The organism is Micromonospora sp. C41, from assembly GCF_018070485.1.
GTDB classification, from domain to species: Bacteria; Actinomycetota; Actinomycetes; order Mycobacteriales; family Micromonosporaceae; genus Micromonospora; species Micromonospora chalcea.
The window spans coordinates 368,995-384,985 of sequence record NZ_JAGPXP010000001.1; the positions used below are offsets into that span (position 1 = coordinate 368,995).

General features: G+C 72.6%; 12 protein-coding genes. 4 read left to right on the forward strand and 8 right to left on the reverse strand.

Annotated features, from left to right (window positions below):
* Position 1 precedes the first annotated feature (1 nt).
* Together KBX43_RS00780 and KBX43_RS00785 are read right to left on the reverse strand one after the other, a co-directional pair.
* A complete protein-coding gene (locus KBX43_RS00780; protein ID WP_064445525.1) occupies positions 2-811 on the reverse strand; it encodes an arylamine N-acetyltransferase in 810 nt (269 codons plus the stop codon).
* A 4-nt stretch (positions 812-815) separates the two neighbouring features.
* The gene (locus KBX43_RS00785) at positions 816-1,769 is read right to left on the reverse strand and encodes an amidohydrolase family protein (protein WP_082930900.1); all 954 of its coding nucleotides are present in this window, start codon (positions 1,767-1,769) and stop codon (positions 816-818) included.
* Between the two features lie 253 nt (positions 1,770-2,022).
* Here KBX43_RS00785 and KBX43_RS00790 point away from each other — a divergent pair, with 253 nt between their 5' ends.
* Positions 2,023-3,027 carry a 3-oxoacyl-ACP synthase III family protein gene (locus KBX43_RS00790; protein WP_210882309.1) on the forward strand — a complete coding sequence of 335 codons (1,005 nt, stop codon included), beginning with the start codon at positions 2,023-2,025 and terminating at the stop codon, positions 3,025-3,027.
* Positions 3,028-3,077: 50 nt separating this feature from the next.
* On the opposite strand, the gene KBX43_RS00795 is transcribed toward KBX43_RS00790, so the two are convergent.
* Positions 3,078-4,172 (reverse strand): transposase, encoded by a 1,095-nt coding sequence (locus tag KBX43_RS00795; RefSeq protein WP_210882310.1) that lies wholly within the window; start codon positions 4,170-4,172, stop codon positions 3,078-3,080.
* A gap of 140 nt (positions 4,173-4,312) precedes the next feature.
* Complete coding sequence (locus KBX43_RS00800; RefSeq protein ID WP_043323041.1) at positions 4,313-5,008, reverse strand: NAD(P)-dependent oxidoreductase; 696 nt, start codon at positions 5,006-5,008, stop codon at positions 4,313-4,315.
* A gap of 128 nt (positions 5,009-5,136) precedes the next feature.
* Here KBX43_RS00800 and KBX43_RS00805 point away from each other — a divergent pair, with 128 nt between their 5' ends.
* The gene (locus tag KBX43_RS00805; protein WP_210882318.1) at positions 5,137-5,811 is read left to right on the forward strand and encodes a TetR/AcrR family transcriptional regulator C-terminal domain-containing protein; all 675 of its coding nucleotides are present in this window, start codon (positions 5,137-5,139) and stop codon (positions 5,809-5,811) included.
* Between the two features lie 51 nt (positions 5,812-5,862).
* Here the strand turns inward: KBX43_RS00805 and KBX43_RS00810 are convergent, their stop codons facing one another.
* Complete coding sequence (locus KBX43_RS00810; RefSeq protein ID WP_073827920.1) at positions 5,863-6,531, reverse strand: NAD(P)H-dependent oxidoreductase; 669 nt, start codon at positions 6,529-6,531, stop codon at positions 5,863-5,865.
* Between the two features lie 190 nt (positions 6,532-6,721).
* On the opposite strand from KBX43_RS00810, the gene KBX43_RS00815 reads away from it, so the two are divergent.
* Complete coding sequence (locus tag KBX43_RS00815) at positions 6,722-7,138, forward strand: DUF4440 domain-containing protein (protein WP_064445531.1); 417 nt, start codon at positions 6,722-6,724, stop codon at positions 7,136-7,138.
* 51 nt (positions 7,139-7,189) lie between these two features.
* Here KBX43_RS00815 and KBX43_RS00820 read toward each other — a convergent pair whose 3' ends face one another.
* Positions 7,190-8,194 carry a nitronate monooxygenase family protein gene (locus tag KBX43_RS00820; protein ID WP_210882320.1) on the reverse strand — a complete coding sequence of 335 codons (1,005 nt, stop codon included), beginning with the start codon at positions 8,192-8,194 and terminating at the stop codon, positions 7,190-7,192.
* Between the two features lie 83 nt (positions 8,195-8,277).
* Positions 8,278-10,377 (reverse strand): MMPL family transporter, encoded by a 2,100-nt coding sequence (locus KBX43_RS00825; protein ID WP_197494845.1) that lies wholly within the window; start codon positions 10,375-10,377, stop codon positions 8,278-8,280.
* 1,000 nt (positions 10,378-11,377) lie between these two features.
* On the opposite strand from KBX43_RS00825, the gene KBX43_RS00830 reads away from it, so the two are divergent.
* Entirely contained in the window at positions 11,378-13,072 is a 1,695-nt protein-coding gene (locus KBX43_RS00830; protein WP_210882322.1) for a LuxR C-terminal-related transcriptional regulator, read from the forward strand.
* 54 nt (positions 13,073-13,126) lie between these two features.
* Here KBX43_RS00830 and KBX43_RS00835 read toward each other — a convergent pair whose 3' ends face one another.
* The gene (locus tag KBX43_RS00835; protein WP_210882324.1) at positions 13,127-15,799 is read right to left on the reverse strand and encodes a LuxR family transcriptional regulator; all 2,673 of its coding nucleotides are present in this window, start codon (positions 15,797-15,799) and stop codon (positions 13,127-13,129) included.
* Between the last annotated feature and the right edge of the window lie 192 nt (positions 15,800-15,991).

Sequence of the window (15,991 nt, forward strand, 5' to 3'; positions counted from 1 at the left end):
CTCAGTCCCGCTCGTACGACATGCGCATCGACTTCTTGACGTGCGGACTCGGCTTCGGCGGCGCGTCCAGCTTGATGCCGAAGTACTTGTCGTACGCCGCCAGCAGGTCGTCGTCGTTGGTGATCCGTTCGATGCGCCGCTCGTCGCCGTCGATCACGACGAGCTTGTTCTCCCGCAGGATGATGCGCCCGTTCTCGGTCGGCAGCGTGCAGGACAGGTTCTGCAGGAAAGGCGAGTCCGGTGAGGTGCGGTACCACCACAGCACCTGCATGCCGTCGGCCGCCACGACCGGCTCGTCGTAGAAGCGGTACTGCAGCGCGTCGGCCCGGAAGACGTCGGTGGCGTTGTCGGCGACCCGCTTGGTGGAGAAGGTGCCGTGCGGGTCCTCCTGCGGCTGCGGCGACTCCAGCAGCAGCGGGTAGCGGCTGCTGCGACCCAGGCCGACGTCGCTCAGCCACCGCTGCTCGCCGATGCGCACCGTGGTCACCGAGTGGTTGTACGGCGGCGTGAACTCGTGCCCGAGCCAGACCCGGCCCTGGTGCAGCGTGACGTCGAAGCCCAGCGCCTCCAGCAGGTAGTGGAACGCGTTGTTGATCTCGCCGCAGCCGCCGCCGCGGTTCTGGTACACGATCTTCTCGACCACCCGCTCGTCGATGAAGATCTCCTTGCCGAGGTGGTAGTCGATGGTCTCGAACGGCACCGTCAGCTCGTGCTGCGCGTGCAGCAGCCGCAGCGACTCGGCGTCGAGCCGCTCCGGCCGGGCCACACCGATGCGGTTCAGGTACGCGTCGACAAGCGTGTCGTCGAGCATGTGGTCACTCTCCTGTCGAGGGGAAACGGGCGAACAGCTTCGCCGCGTTGGACCGGTTGACCGCGGCCCACCACCCCGGATCGAGGTCCGCGTGGCGCGCCACTCCCGCACCGATCGAGGCGCCGAAGGACTCCGGCATGAACGGGTAGTCGGAGCCGACCAGGACCCGTTCCGGATCGGCGAACAGCCGCAGCGAGGCGAGCGCGTGCCGGCCGCACATCGCCACGTCGAAGTAGAGGCGGCGGAGCACGGCGAGGGGATCGTCCGGCAGGCGGTCGGCGAGATCGCGGTTGATGACCGGGCCGTAGGTGAGCCGGTCGGCGTAGTAGGTGACCCCGCCGCCGCCGTGCGGCAGGATGATCCGCAGCTCGGGGAACCGCTCCAGCGTGCCGTTGTAGAGCAGCTGCGCCACCAGCCGCACCGTCTCGAACGGGAACTCGTACAGCGACAGCGGCAGCCCGAAGGCGGGCTGGCCGGTGGCCGGCGGCACCGCTGGGTGCACGAAGATCGGCGTACGCCGCCGCTCGGCCTCGGCCAGCAGCGGATCGAGCCGGCGGTCGCCGACGTAGAGCCCGTCGTAGTTGGTGAGCAGCCCGAGCCCGTCCAGGCCCAGCACGTCGATGGCGTGGACGAACTCCGCCACGCAGTCGTCGAGGTGGGGGAAGGGCAGCACCGCGAACGCGCCGAAGCGGCAGTCGCCGGCCGCCACGAACTCGGCCAGGTACTCGTTCAGCCGCCGCGCGAGAGCGCGGCTGCGGGCGCGGTCCAGCGGGGGTACGCCCGGCCACAGGCTGACGATCGCGGCGCGTATTCCCTGCCGGTCCATCATGGCGAGGCTGCCCGCCCGGCTCCACGTGGGGCGGTCGACTCCGGAAAGAACAGTGGAACCGCCCAATTCGCGAAGCTCGGCCGCATAGAAATCGGGAATTATGTGATGGTGCACGTCGATGGCGTCCATCCACGGTGACCCGGCCGGACCGTTTACGGGGTTGGCGTCCACATCCGCATAGTGGTGACCGGAGCGCGCCCGGCCAAGGCGGTGCGGGTGAATATGTCACGTCGGTTCCGGCGGTTGCCCTGCCCGTTGCGGGTGCCATACATTGACCGCAGGTCTGGTCTGGAGGACCGTCGACACTATTCGCCGCGAAGTCGGTGCCCGTCCTTATCGCAATTTTCGCGATCGACGGCTGGTGAAGAAATGGACCTGGCGCATGCTCACATATTCGCGTGGCGACCGGCCGATCGGTGTGCTCGGCACCGGCTCCTACCTGCCCGGCCGGGTGGTGACTAACGACGAGGCGGCCGAGCACGCCGGCGTGACCGGCGACTGGGTGTACGAGAAGACGGCCATCCGGCAGCGGCGGTGGGCCAAGCCGGACGAGGCGACCTCCGACCTGGCGATCGGAGCGGCGCGCATCGCGCTCGCGGACGCTGGCGTCGACGCGGCGGACCTGGCGCTCGTCGTGGTGGCCACGTCGACGCCGGATTCGCCGCAACCACCCACGGCCAGCGTCGTCGCCCACGAGATCGGCGCCGGACGGGGTACCGCCGCGTTCGACGTCAACGCGGTGTGCAGCGGCTTCAGCTACGGGCTCGCGGTCGCCGAGCGGCTGGTGACCGCAGCGGGGGACCGGCCGGCGCTGGTGATCGGCGCGGACGTCTACTCGCGCATCCTGTCGCCGCAGGACCGCCGCACAGTGGTGCTGTTCGGCGACGGCGCGGGCGCCGCGGTGATCGGGGTCGGTGGCGCGCACCGGGTCGTGGCCACCCGGCTGCTCAGCTTCGCCGAGGCGCGCGGGCTGATCGGCGTGGCGGCCGGTGGCAGCCGCCTGCCGGCCTCGGAGCAGACGCTCCGCGACGGCTCGCACCACTTCCGGATGGACGGCCGGGGAGTACGCGAGTTCATCGACACGTACGTGGTCGCCGGCATCGCGGAGTTCCTGGCCGAGCACGGTGTGCCGCCGCACCGGCTCGGGCATCTGGTGCCGCACCAGGCCAACGGCCGGATCCTCGCCTCGATGGCGGAGCGGCTCGGGCTGCCCTTCGACCGCGTCGCCAGCACGTACACCGCCTACGGCAACACCGGCGCCGCCGCGGTACCCATCACCTACGACCAGCTGTGCCGCTCCGGCCGGGTCCGCGCAGGTGACCTCGTGCTGCTCACCGCATTCGGCGGCGGGATGTCCATGGGGATGACCCTGCTCCAGGCCGGCTGAACCGTCCGGGCGGGCGCCGGTGCCCGGTGGTCATCGGCGCCCGGCGCGCGTCAGGAGGTGCGCCGCAGGGCCGGCTCCGGCCGGCCGTGCGTCGCGAGCACCGTGTGCGCCGCCGACGCCAGCGTCACGTGGCGGTGCCAGCCCCGGTACGAGCGGCCGGTGAAGTCGCGCAGTCCCACCTGGTCGCCGGTGGACTCCAGGTCGTCGGTGACCCGCCGGACCAGCGCCGCCCGGCGGACCAGGTCGGCGAGGCCGATGTCGCCGCGACTGGTCAGCCACAGCTGGCCGGGCTCACCGCGCCCCGGCGCGCTCAGCTCCACCAGGAGCAGGGGATCGTAGCTGCGGGTGCTGGGCAGCCGAACCGCGACGGTGCCGGCCAGCACCGGCGGGCGCGCCGTGAGCCCGAAGACCGGCCGGCGCTGGTGCCGTACGGTCGCCGCCAGGTCGCCGGCCGGCTCGGCGGTGGCGCCGGCGGCCGGGACCAGCCGCAGGCCGGCGGGCACCCGGACCAGCACCGGCGCTCCGGCGGCCCGTAACCGGCGGACCACCGCCTCGACGTCCATCTCCCGCGCGTCCACCACGACCAGCTCGCCGGCCGGCGCCCCCAGTTCCAGGTACGCCTCGACGGTGCAGGCGCCCAGCGACTGGGCGACCAGGTCGTCCGGGATGGCCGCGCGCCGGCGGCGCTTCTCGTCGGACAACCAGTCCTCGTTGAGGTGCAGCCGCCAGTTGACCGGCGTGACGACGCTCGTCGAAGCCGCCCAGAGACCCACCGCGTGCTGCGCGTTGAGGGACTGCCCCAGGCCCGGCGAGTACCGGCGGCCGACGCCCACCGAGTGCGTCCCGGCCTTGCGGATCAGGGTCGGATGCAGCACCCAGGTCCGGGCCCCGCAGAGGCGCGTGACGTGCCGGGCGAGCGCCCGCCGGACCGGCATCCAGTCCCAGGTGGAGTCGCTGACGAAATGGTGCAGCGCCTGCTCCGCGGCGGGTTCCGTGGAGATCGCGGCGATGTTGCGGATCGACTTGCGTCCCCGGGCCAGCAGCAGCCCGCGTACGTACTCCCGGCCGCGCCGTCGCTGATCGCTGCGCGGCAGCCCGGCCAGGATGTCGTCGCACAGATCCTTCAGGTCCTCGTCCAGCAGCATCCTGCCTCCTCGCGGCGCGGCGGCGAATGCACACGAGCTTGGAACCCGCGGCGAGGATGGTCGAGGTGCTGGCGGCACCGCCCTCGGGGCCACAGTGGTTGGCCGAGGCGCAGGTCGCCGGGAGGCCCGCGGGGCGGGCGTCACTTGCCGATGTGCAGCGCCTCCCGGATGAACATCTGCGCGAAGGTCGGCGCGCCGGTGGTGGTGACCACGTCGATGAACTGGCCGACGTGGAGGTCCTCGGTCGCCTCCCGGACGAGCAGGTCGGCCAGGTCGGTGCGGGAGGTGAACCGGCCGGGGAGCCGGCGCGGCTCGGCCCGGTAGTCGGTGACGCCGTCACCGTCGAAGAGGCCGGCCGGACGAATGACGGTCCAGTCCAGACCGCTTTCCGACACCACCTTCTCCATCCGCGCCATGTCCTCGTAGACGGTGCGTCCCATCCGCAGCAGGATCGGCGCGATGATCTTCTTGAACGTGAACGTCTCGCCCTCGGCGTGCTCGCCGCTGGTGCCGGTCGACGTCACGCAGACCAGCCGGCGCAGGCCGTGGGCCCGCATCGCGGCGATCATGTTGGCGGCGCCCTCGGAGTAGGTTCGCACCGTCTCCTTCGTGTACGGCACACCCAGCGTCGAGATCACCGCCTGCTGGCCGGCGACGGCGGCGTCGACAGCCGCGGCGTCCAGCACGTCGGCGCCCACCACCCGCAGGTTCTCGCCCCGCACCGGGAAGGACTCCGGACGCCGGGTCACTGCTGTGACGACGTGGCCCCGGGCCATCGCCAGCTCGGTGGCCAGCCGGCCGGTGGGCCCGTTCGCGCCGAACACCACGAGTCTCATCTGGCCCCACCTCTTCGTCGGCGCGAGGGTCGAACGACGGTCCAGCAGTCGAACAACGTTCCGGTGCCCGACCAATGTACTACGCTCACGGGCGGAACAGGCAGATTTCGGGCGAGGCGGGTGACGGGATGGCGGAGCGGAGCCGGAGCCTGTGGCTGCGGACGACGTCGGCGCGGCCCGACCCGCCGCTGACCGTCGAACGCATCACCGCCGCCGCGGTCGAGCTGCTGGACGAGGACGACGTCGGGCAGCTCACCATGCGCCGCCTCGCCGACCGCCTCGGCGTCGGCACGACCACGCTCTACTGGCACGTGGACACCAAGGAGGACGTGATCGACCTCGCGGTCGACGCGGTGTTCGCCGCCACGCCGCCACCGCCACCCGGCGACGACTGGCGGGCGGACGTCACGACGCTGCTGACCGAGCGCCGTGCCGCGCTGCTTCGGCACCCGTGGTCGGCGGTGATGCGACGACGCCCCGCGGTCGGCCCCGGCTTCCTGTCCTGGATGGAGTTCCTCCAGGCCACCCTGACCCGCGCCGGGTTCACCTCCCGGGACGTCACCGCGGCGAGCTGGGTGCTCTACAGCCACGTCCAGGGCTCCGCGGCCAGCCAGGCCACGCTGCGGTGGTCGGCGGCCGAACGCCGGGAGGGCCAGCTGATGCTGGAGCGGCACAGCGCCAGCTATCCCACACTGGCCGCGCAGCGGCACCTGCTCGACGACGACTGGGACACGAACTTCGCGCTCGGGCTGGTGTACGTGCTCGACGGTCTGACCGCCCGCGCCGCAGCCGGCGCCACCTGAGGCCGGACACGCCGAACCGGCCCGCGCCGGGCGGGCCGGTTCACGTCGGAGTCAGAGGCCGAACTTCTCCGCCAGCAGCCGGCGGTCCACGTACTTGATCGCCGACGTGGTCTGCTCGCGGCCGATCTTGTACGCGGTGGCCACCTCGACCAGCCGCAGCGCCTGGTACTCGAGGGCGGCGAGGTTGTCCTCGTGGACGTTGTTCGCCTCGTGCCGGGAGACGCTGCACGTGCCGTACGGCGCGCCGTTGTTCGGCAGGCCGAGCACCTCGACGCTGGAGCCGTTCGGGACGATCAGCGAACCCCAGTGGCAGATGCAGTTGTGCAGCGCCAGGATGGCCGCCTGCTGCCCGGCGTGCGGCATCGAGCCGGACGCGAACACGGACACCACCTTGTTCGCCAGGTCACCCGGAATGGCGACCGGTCCGGAGTGGTCGATGAAGTCGAGGATCTGCGGAGCCGGCAGCCCGTAGTGCACCGGCGTGCCGATCATGATGGCGTCCGCCGCGACCAGGTCCGCGAGCGTGGCCACCGGGACGTCCGCGGTCTCGGCGTTGAGCTCGGCGTACGCCTTGTGGTCGAGCACCATCGGGCTGGGCAGGTCGGGCACCTTGTAGAGCTGCGCCTCCGCGCCCGCCTTCACCGCCGCAGCCGCCGCGGCCACGGCCATCTGGTAGGTATTCCCGCTGCGGGAGTGGAAGATGATTGCCACCTTGATCACAGGAACGCTCCTCACGAGTCGATGCGCCTGGGCACCGCATGGACCATCTACGGGCATCCTGTCCGCCGCGCCCCGCCCGGCAAACGGCGCGGATCTTAGTTAGTCACCTCGATGTCCGCCGGGGCCGCGACCTGACAGAACCGGCCCGTCGTCGTTGACCGGTCCGTCCCGGTCCGGGTGTGCTGCGCCCATGTCGAACGCTTCCGCGGAACCGCCCGCCGCACCCACCGACCCCGCCGCGCTCCTGCCCCTGTTCGAGCGCGCGTTCAACAACCGCGATCTCGACCAGCTGGAGCAGCTCTACGAGCCGGACGCCCTGCTGATCCTCGCCCCCGGCACGGTCCTGACCGGCGACCAAAGGCGCGCGCGCAGCCGGGAGGAGCAGCACTTCCTGCCGATCAAGGTGGCCGTCCGCCACCAGTACGTCACCGGCGACATCGCCCTGGTGATCAACGACTACGTCCACGAGGGAACCGGACCCGACGGCACCCCGATCCGGATCGAGGGCACCGCCGTCGACGTGCTCCGGCGCGGCGCGGACGGCGCCTGGCGCTGCGTCATCAGCAACCCCGCCGGACTGGGCGCCGCCGGTCCCACCGCACCCTGACCACTGTCGACACCGGGCCGCAGCGGCGCCGGTGACCGGCCGGCCGGACGGTCAGCCCGTCAATCGGGCGACGATGTCGGCGGCCGGGCCCGGCACGGCGGACGCGAAACCGGTCCCGGCCCACAGGTTCAGCGCCTCGGCGTCACCGAGACGTGCCGCCGCGGCCCGGATCGGCGCGGTCAGGTGGTGCACCGCCGGATAGGCGACCGGCGCCGCCGCGGAGTAGGCGTCGGTGAAGCGGTTGGCCAGGGCCCGCGCCGGATGACCGGTGAACGCCCGGGTGACAACGGTCCGGCGGAAGTCGCCGGAGAGCATCGCGGCGCGCTGCGCCGGCCGGGTACCGGCCTCGTCGGCGAGCAGGAACGCGGTGCCGCTCTGCACCGCCGCCGCGCCGGCCGCGCGCAGCCGCGCGACATCCTCGGCGGACGAGGTTCCGCCGGCCACGACGACCGGCAGGTCCGTGACCGACCGTACGGCGGCGAGCAGGTCCCGCGCCTCGCCGCGCGGCCGGTAGCCGGACGGATCGGTGGTCGAGGCGTGCCCGCCCGCCGTGCCCGCCTGCGCGACGAGCGCGTCCGGTCCGGCGGCGACCGCCCGGAGGGCCTCGTCGGCCGAGGTGACGGTGATCAGCACGTGGCATCCGGCGTCGCGCAGCGCCCGCACCACGCCCGCCGGCGGTACGCCGAACGCGAAGCTCACGAGCGGGACCGCGTACGCCACCGCCAGGTCCACCTTCGCGGCGAAGTGGTCGTCGTCGTGCCGGCGCGGCGTCGGCAGGTCCACCCCGTACCGCTGCGCTTCCGGCAGCAACAACCGGCGGTACGCCTCCACCCGCGCCGGGTCCGGCTCGGCCGGGGTCGGCACGAAGATGTTGAGCCCGTACGGCACGCCGGCCGCGCGCGTCGCGCGTACCTGGTCCTCGACGGCCTCGGGGGTCTGGTAGCCGGCGGCGAGGAAGCCGACCGAGCCGGCCCGGGCGGCGGCGGTGACCAGCGCCGGGTTCGACGGACCTCCGGCCATCGGGGCGACCACGAGGGGAGGGAGCAGCTCAGTCATGGCGTGACCCTACGTCGGTTCCGGACGACAGCGAGTGCGGGGAACCCCGTCCAGGGGTTCCCCGCACCCTGTGGGGGAAGGGCTCAGATCCGGGCCGCTTCCTCGACCCCGGCCGGGGGAACCGGGGCCGTCTTCGCCCGCCGTCCGGGCATCCACCAGTTGGCCTTGCCGCACAGCTCCATCACGGCCGGGACGAGGATCATCCGGACGATGGTGGCGTCGACGAACACCGCCACCGCCATGCCCAGGCCGACCTGCTTGACCGAGACGTCGGGGCCGAGCATGCCGGTGGTGAACACGGCGATCATGATGGCGGCTGCCGCCGTGATCACCTTGGCGGTACGGGCCAGACCGCGGGTCACGGCACGGCGGGTGTCGCCGGTGCGCTCGTACTCCTCACGGATCCGCGAGATCAGGAAGACCTCGTAGTCCATGGAGAGGCCGAACAGCAGCGGGAACATCATCATCGGCACCCATGTCGTGATCGGCATGGAGGTGGGGAAGCCGAGGGCGGACCCGAGCCAACCCCACTGCACGATCGCCACCAGCACACCGAACGAGGCGCCGATGGACAGCAGGTTCATCACCGCCGCCTGCAGCGCGATCGTGACCGACCGCACCAGCACGACGAGCAGCAGCAGGGACAGCAGGATGACCACGGTGATCATCACGGGCAGCCGGGAGCTGGTCTCCTCGGCGAGGTCGATCGCGCCGGCGTTCGGGCCGCCGAGATAGACCTCTCGGCCGCCGGACGCCGCGGGGAGCACGTCGTCGCGCAGCTTGTGCACCAGGTCCGCGGTGGCCTCGTCCTGGGCGCCGGTGCGGGGGAAGGCCATGAAGACGGCGGCCTGCCCGTCCTGGCTGATCCGGGGCGGCGTCGCGTACGCCACGCCCTCGGTGCCGCTCACCGCGGCGACGACCGGACCGAGGTCGCTGTTTCCGTCGCCGACCTCGGCGGCGAAGATCAGGGGAGCGCCGTAGCCGGGGCCGAAGCCCTCGGACAGGATCTCGTACGAGGTGTAGCTGCTGCGGTCGCGGGGCTGGACGCTGGCGTCGGGCAGGCTCAGCCGCATCGACAGCAGCGGCGCGGTCAGCACCAGCAGGATGGCGGTTGCCCCGAGCGCGGCGATGACCGGGCGGCGCTGCACCACGCCGGCCCAGCGTTCCGCGAGCGTGCGGCGCTCCTGCTTCGGCGCGTCGGAGCCGGCCTGCCGAAGGGGGCCCCGGCGCGGTACGCGCAGACCCTGGATCTTGTAGCCGGCGAAGCCCAGGAAGGCCGGCATCAGCGTGACCGCGGCGATCATCGTCACCAGCACCGTCGCCGAGGCCCCGAGCGCGACGCCGTTCATCATCTTCTGGCCCATGGCGATCAGGCCCAGCAGCGCGATCATCACGGTGGTGCCCGCGAAGAGGACCGCGTGACCGGCGGTGGTGATGGCCTTGACCGTGGCGCTCTCGGGATCGTCCCCCTCCACCAGGCTGTCCTTGAAGCGGGTGAGGATGAACAACGCGTAGTCGATGCCGACGCCGAGGCCGATCAGCACGGCGATGAGCACCGTGAAGTCCGGTGAGGGGACCAGGTGTCCGACGAGCTTCATCAGCGCGACGCCGCCGAGCACCGCCAGCAGCGCGGTGACGATCGGCAGGCCCATCGCCACCAGCGAGCCGAACGCGAGGAACAGGATCACCGCGGCGGTCACCACGCCGACCGCCTCGGCCGGACCCTGCGGGGGCGTCTCCGCCTTCTCCGCCCGCTCGCCGCCCAGCCCCAGCGTCACGCCGTCGCCGGAGGCGTCCTTGACCGTGTCGACGAGTGGCTTGGCCTCGGCCTTCTCCACGTCCATCGAGGTCAGCGGGATCGTCGTCCGGGCGATGCGGCGGTCGGCGGTGACCAGGTTGCGGTCGTCGTAGGGCGAGACGATCGGCCCGGTCACCGGTGAGGCGTCCAGGTCGGAGATGACCTTCTCGATCTTCTGCCGCGCCGCCGGGTCGTCGATGCCCCGCTCGGCCTTGATGGCCAGGGTGAGCGTGTCGCCCCGCTGCTCGGGGAAGTGCTTCTCGATCAGGGCCTGCGCCCGTGCGGAATGGGAGTCCCCGCCGGAGTAGACGTTGTCCGGGGCGGCGCCGTAGCGGAAGCCCAGGAACGCCAGGGCGATGACGCCGACGATCCAGGTCAGGAGCACCAGTCGACGACGCCGGTAACAGAACCGCGCCAATCCCGCCAGAGCTCCGTCTGTGCGGGGAGTCTCGGTAGGCATCATCTTCTCCTCAAGTCAATAAGCGCTCTACCTAATGGTCGTGAACAGGCACTTCTGTGTCGCCGTACGGATGCAGGCACTTCCTGGACGTCGCTACTACGGTTGCGGTACTCCATTTGCAGTACACCTGTCGGTATCCGGTCAGCGCCGTATCCTGCGCTTTCTCTGTCGGCAGAGCGGTGCGGTGACCCGCCGCCGTCGACCGCCCGCGGGAGCGGTCGCGTCCGGACCGGGCAGGAGTGACGCCGTGTTCCGGTCGGAGCTTGTTTCACCTGGTCATGATGGTGCTGGACGTTCGGCCGGCCGGTCCGGGACGGTCCGCGGCGAGGGCTGTTTCGGTCATGCGTGCGAGTTCTGCCAATCGTGGCATTGTTTAGGTAAGTCCGATATCAGCGGGATGCTGCCTGATATATGACGGCTGCGCCGGGGCCTGCCGGATAGTTATGATGAGCGACGACGGTGATCGATGGCAAATGTGGTTGCTGTGGGGTAGCGTCATCGACCGAGTCCAGGCTTTTCTTGAGCTGTGTGCGCATATTCCGGGGGGATTATGACAACGGGACGGCCGCGGGAGAACGAGGCGACAGCCGCAGCACGAAATCCGGTGTGCGCCGCCGGGGGGCCGGTGTCCCAGCCGGGGGGCGGAGGGAGCGACGAGCAGGTCCTGCGCGAGATCCTCGGGGTCGACGTGCACCGCGAGCTGATTGACTTCGCGGGCGGTGCCGGCGGAAATCCGCACCTGGTCGCCGAACTGGCGCGCGGGCTCGCCGAAGAGGGATTGATCCGGGAGAGAAATGGTCGGGCGGAATTGGTTTCCCGTCGAATTCCCCGGCGTGTGCTGAGTTTTGTCATGCGGCGATTGAATGACGTGAGCGCCGGCTGTCAGCAGTTTCTGAAGGTTGCCGCCGCATTGGGCAGATCCTTCATGCTGGAGGACGTCTCGAGAATGCTGGGCAGATCGTCGGCGGCCCTGCTCCCGCCGGTGGACGAGGCGATCGCCTCGGGCTTCGTCGTGGCCGCCGAGCATCAGCTCGCCTTTCAGAGCGATTTCCTGCTGCGCGGCATCATCGAGGCCATTCCCGGGCCCGCCCGCGACGCCTTACGACGTGAGGCGATGAGCCTTTCCGGGCGACGCAGCCCGGTGGCCGACCGGAATCGCCGGATGGACGCCGCGACTGCCGCGCCGGTGAGCGCGACCGGAGAGGACGCCACCGGATCCTGTTCCCGCGCGCACCGCCTGATCATGAGCGGGAACGCCGAGGCCGGCGTCCGTGTCGCCGAGGCGGTTCTCGCCGGCCCGGCCGCGTCGCCCGCCGCCCGGCGTGACGCGCAGGCGTGTCTGGTGCTGGCCGATCTCCTGCTCGGCGGCGAGGGCACCGATCCGCTGACCGAGGCGATCCTGCGGGAACGCGACGCCGAGTCCGGTGACGCCGCGCTGGCGATGGCGCTGACCGCCCGGTCCACCGGGCTGTGGTCGGCGGGAAAGCTGGCGGAGGGCCTGGAGCTGGGACGGGCGGCGGTGCGGGCCGGCGCGGAGGCCGAACCGGTGTGGCGTCTGCACGCCCAGCTCGCGCTCGCCGGCAAACTCGCGAACCTGCGTGAGTTCGACGAGGCCGAGGCGCTGATCAACGAGGCGGAGGCCGGCCTGCGCGGACTGCCCGCGCCGATCTGGACGGCCGCGCCGGCGGTGATGCGGTCCCGGCTGCTGCTGCAGGCCGGGCGGATCGGGGACGCGCGCCGGGAGGCGGCGCTGGCCACCGCCGCCGTGGCCGGGGACGCGGTGCCCATGCTGCGGCCCCTCGCCTACGCGGTGCTCAGCACCGCCTCCTTCTACATGGGCGACGTGCCCGCCGCGATCGAGTACCTCAGGCGGGGGCAGGAGGACGCGGACCGCCACGTGGTCCTCGACTCGGTGCAGTACTCGTGGGCGGAAGTGCTGATCACGGTCAAGCAGGAGGGCCCGCGGGCCGCCGCCCGGCTGCTGGCGGGCAAGCACCGCCGCCTGCCGACGCGACGCCGCCTTTACGTCGAGGTGCCGAGCGCCGCCGCCTTCCTGGTCCTGCTCGCCCGCGACGTGGACGACCGTGACCTCGAACGCCGCGTCCTCGCCACGGTGGACGGGCTGGCCGCCGACAATCCCGGGATCCAGGTCGTCAGCCTCACCGCCATGCACGCCCACGCGCTGGCGAACAGCGCCCCGGCGGCTCTGGCGCTCATCATCGTGCAGTCACGGGACCCGATCTCGGTGGCGCTGGCCACCGAGGAGCTCGCCAAGCTCTACGCCGCGCAGGCCCAGGCGGGGGGACGGCCGGTGACGCCGGCCCGCGCCGAGGAAACCGGCGTCCCACCGGCGAGCTGCTGGTCGACCCTGTCCGACATGGAGCAGCGGATCGCCTACCTGGTGAGCGTGGGCCTGACGAACCGGCAGATCGCCAAGCAGGTCCACCTGTCCGCGCACACCGTCAACTACCACCTGCGGAAGGTCTACCGGAAGCTGGGCTTCAACACCCGGGCCGAGCTGGCGCACGCCGCGGCCACCTACTCCAGCCGTGCGGCGATCTATTCGATGACCGGCGAGCCGGACTGGGACACGGGCTCCGTGACCGGCAAGGCCAGCTGAACCGCGTCTCCGGCGTCCGCCGGCTGAACCGCGCCCGTCCGCCGGACGGCCCGCTCAGCCGGCAGACGCCGGCTGGCGTGGGGTGGCCAGCGCCGGCCGGACCGCCTCGTGCGCGATGAAGCAGCGGGTCAGTTCGACCCGGCTGTTGATGTCGAGCTTGGAGAAGACGCGCCGCAGGTGGCTGTCGACGGTGTGCGGGGACAGGAACAGCGAGCTCGCCGCCTCACGGTTGGTCATCCCGTCCACGATGGCCCGCACGACCCGCAGCTCCGCGCTGGTCAGGCTCTCCCACCCGGACCGGGGCCGGTCCGGGACCAGCGGGCGGACGTTGTGCGCGGGCACACCACGCAGCTCGGCCTCCACGCGGTCCAGGTCGCGTCGCGCGCCGCACTCGCGGTAGGCGTCCGCCGCGGCTTCGAGGAGCCGGGTGGCCTCGGCCCGGTCCCGGGTGCCGCGGGCCGCGTCCTCCACCGCGCCGGCCGCGGCCAGCGTACGGCCGGCGAGCCGGTGCAGATCCGCGGCCCGCAGCAGTGCCGCCGGATCGTCGCGCAGCAGACCCGCGGCGTGCTCGGCCGCCGCCGCCAGCGACTGGACGAACGGATTGCCGCGGGCGACGCGCCGGGCGACCTCCACGGCCCGCTCGGCCTCCGCGTCGAGCCCGGCCCGGCGGGCGTGGCGGACGAGCGCCGCCGCCGCGGCCGGCGCCTCGGTGAACAGCAGCGGATCGGGTACGACCTGCCCGGCGACGTTGATCAACTTCTGCACCATCATCGCCGGACGGCCGCTGGCCGCGTGGAACCGGGCCAGCGCCCAGTCCATCCGCGCCGTGTCGTCGGCGCCGGCCAGCCGCTCGGCCGCCCGTAACTGGTCGCTGGCCGTGGCGAGGTCACCGCGGTGCACGCTCAGGTGGGCCAGGACCAGGCGCGCCGGTACGCAGTCGGCCGGCCGGGCGCGATCGGCGGCTCGCAGCGCCGCCTCCGCCTCGGCGCGCGCCTCCTCCAGCCGTCCCGCCGCCGCCAGCAGCTCGGCCCGGTGGCCGCGCCGGAGCGTCTCCGAGCCGCCGGTGGGGCAGGACTCCCGCGTCGTCGGCCGTACGGTGTCCAGCACCGCCTGCGCCTCGTCGCGCTGATCGGCCGCGGCCAGTGCCCGGACCAGCCAGGTCCACAGCGGCCGCCCGCCGGGCGCACAGCCCGGCGACGGGGCCCCGGGCTCCGGCCCGGCGGGCGACGCGCCGCCCAGGCACTTCGTGACGTCCGCGAGCGCCCGGTCCAGCTTGGCCCGGTCCAGCTCGCACACGTCGTGGCGGGCGCGCGTGCGCCGCAGGAAGCCGGCCGCCAGGCGGTGGCTGCCGGCGGCCCGCATGCCGTGGCCCAGTTCGAGCACGAGTTGCGTCTCGACGTCCGCCGGGAGGTCGCGGCGCAGGATCACCTCCGCGAGGCGGCCGGCCTCGGTGGGCCGTCCCGCCCCGGCCAGCAGGCGCAGCGCACGGGCCAGCGCCCGCGGCGCCTCGGCGGACCTGTTCTCCAGGTGTGACACGGCCTCCGCCACCACCTCGTCGCACCCGCACCGGCCGGAGCGCGGCGCCGGCCCGGCCGCCGCGACGGGCATCGCCGCCTCCGGCGCGGAGCGGGCGACACGTACGCCGGCGGGGGAGTGGGGCGGACCGAGCCGCCCGCGCGGGGCCGGGCCGTCCGCCACGTCGCCCGCCGCCGGCGCGGTGGCGGGCTCGGCGCGCTCCGGTCGCGGGTACGCGGCGTGCCGAAGCGCCTCGCCGACGACCTGGTGGGCGAAGGTCAGCTCCGCGCCGTCGCGCCGCAGCAGCCCGACCCGTACCGCCTCGTCGATCGCGGCGGACACGTCGGCGGCCGGCCCGTCGAGCAGGCCCGTCACCCGGTCGGCGGGGAACGTGTGGCCGAGCCGGCCGGCGGCCGCGAGCAGGCGCCGCAGCGGGGGCGGCATCTCCTCCAGCAGCCCGTGGACGGCGGTGAGGACACCGTCGGGCAGCCCGTCGGACACCACCGACGCGGCGCCGTCCACGATGATCATCTGGCCGGCCTTGATGAACGCGCTGAACACGTTCTCCATCACCTTCGGGTTGCCGCCGCAGCGGGCCGCCCAGCGCAGGACGGAGGCGTCCGGCCGGGCGCCGAGGAGGCCGGCGCACAGGTCGGCCACCGCCTCCTCGCCCGGCTCGCGCAGCCGTACCCGTACCGCGACGTGCTCGGCCAGCCAGTCGACGGCGTGCTGGGCGATCGACCCGGCGGCGACCGGCCGTCGGGCCAGCAGCCAGAGCACCGGCGAGGACGCCAGCCGCGGCACGAGTCCGCGCAGGGCGAGGGCGCTGACGTCGTCGATGCGCTGGGCGTCGTCCAGGGCGACCACGAGCGGACGCCGGCGCGCCGCGACCTCGACCAGATCGCCGACCCGGTCGATCAGCCAGAACGGGTTGGCGCCCGGGACGGCGAGCTGCTCGACCGCCGCGTCGCCGGGCATCGCGTGGCGCAGGAAATTGACCAGCAGGTGAACGGGCACCGGCTGGTCCGTGACGCTTGCCCGCCCGGCCACCACTGTCAGCCCGCGGGCTGCCGCCTCCAGGCCGGTGACCTTCAGCAGGTGGGTCTTGCCGATGCCGAACGGCCCGTCGACCACGACGCAGCCGCCGGAACCCCGCACGGTGGCGTCGAGCAGTTCCCCCAATGAGGACAATTCCCGCTTGCGCCCCGCCATGCGATTCATGATGACCATCCCGTTTTTCCTCTGCTGAATCGTCCGACGCGCGCCGCGAGTCGAGGTCCTCGGGCGTTCGACCGTCCGTTCTGGACAGTTGAACGCCGGATCGGTGCGGGCTACTCAGTTATACGGGATCTGCGGCCGTTCGTCGGCGACGTCGCTGGCAGCGCCCACTACTCGCGTGAGTAG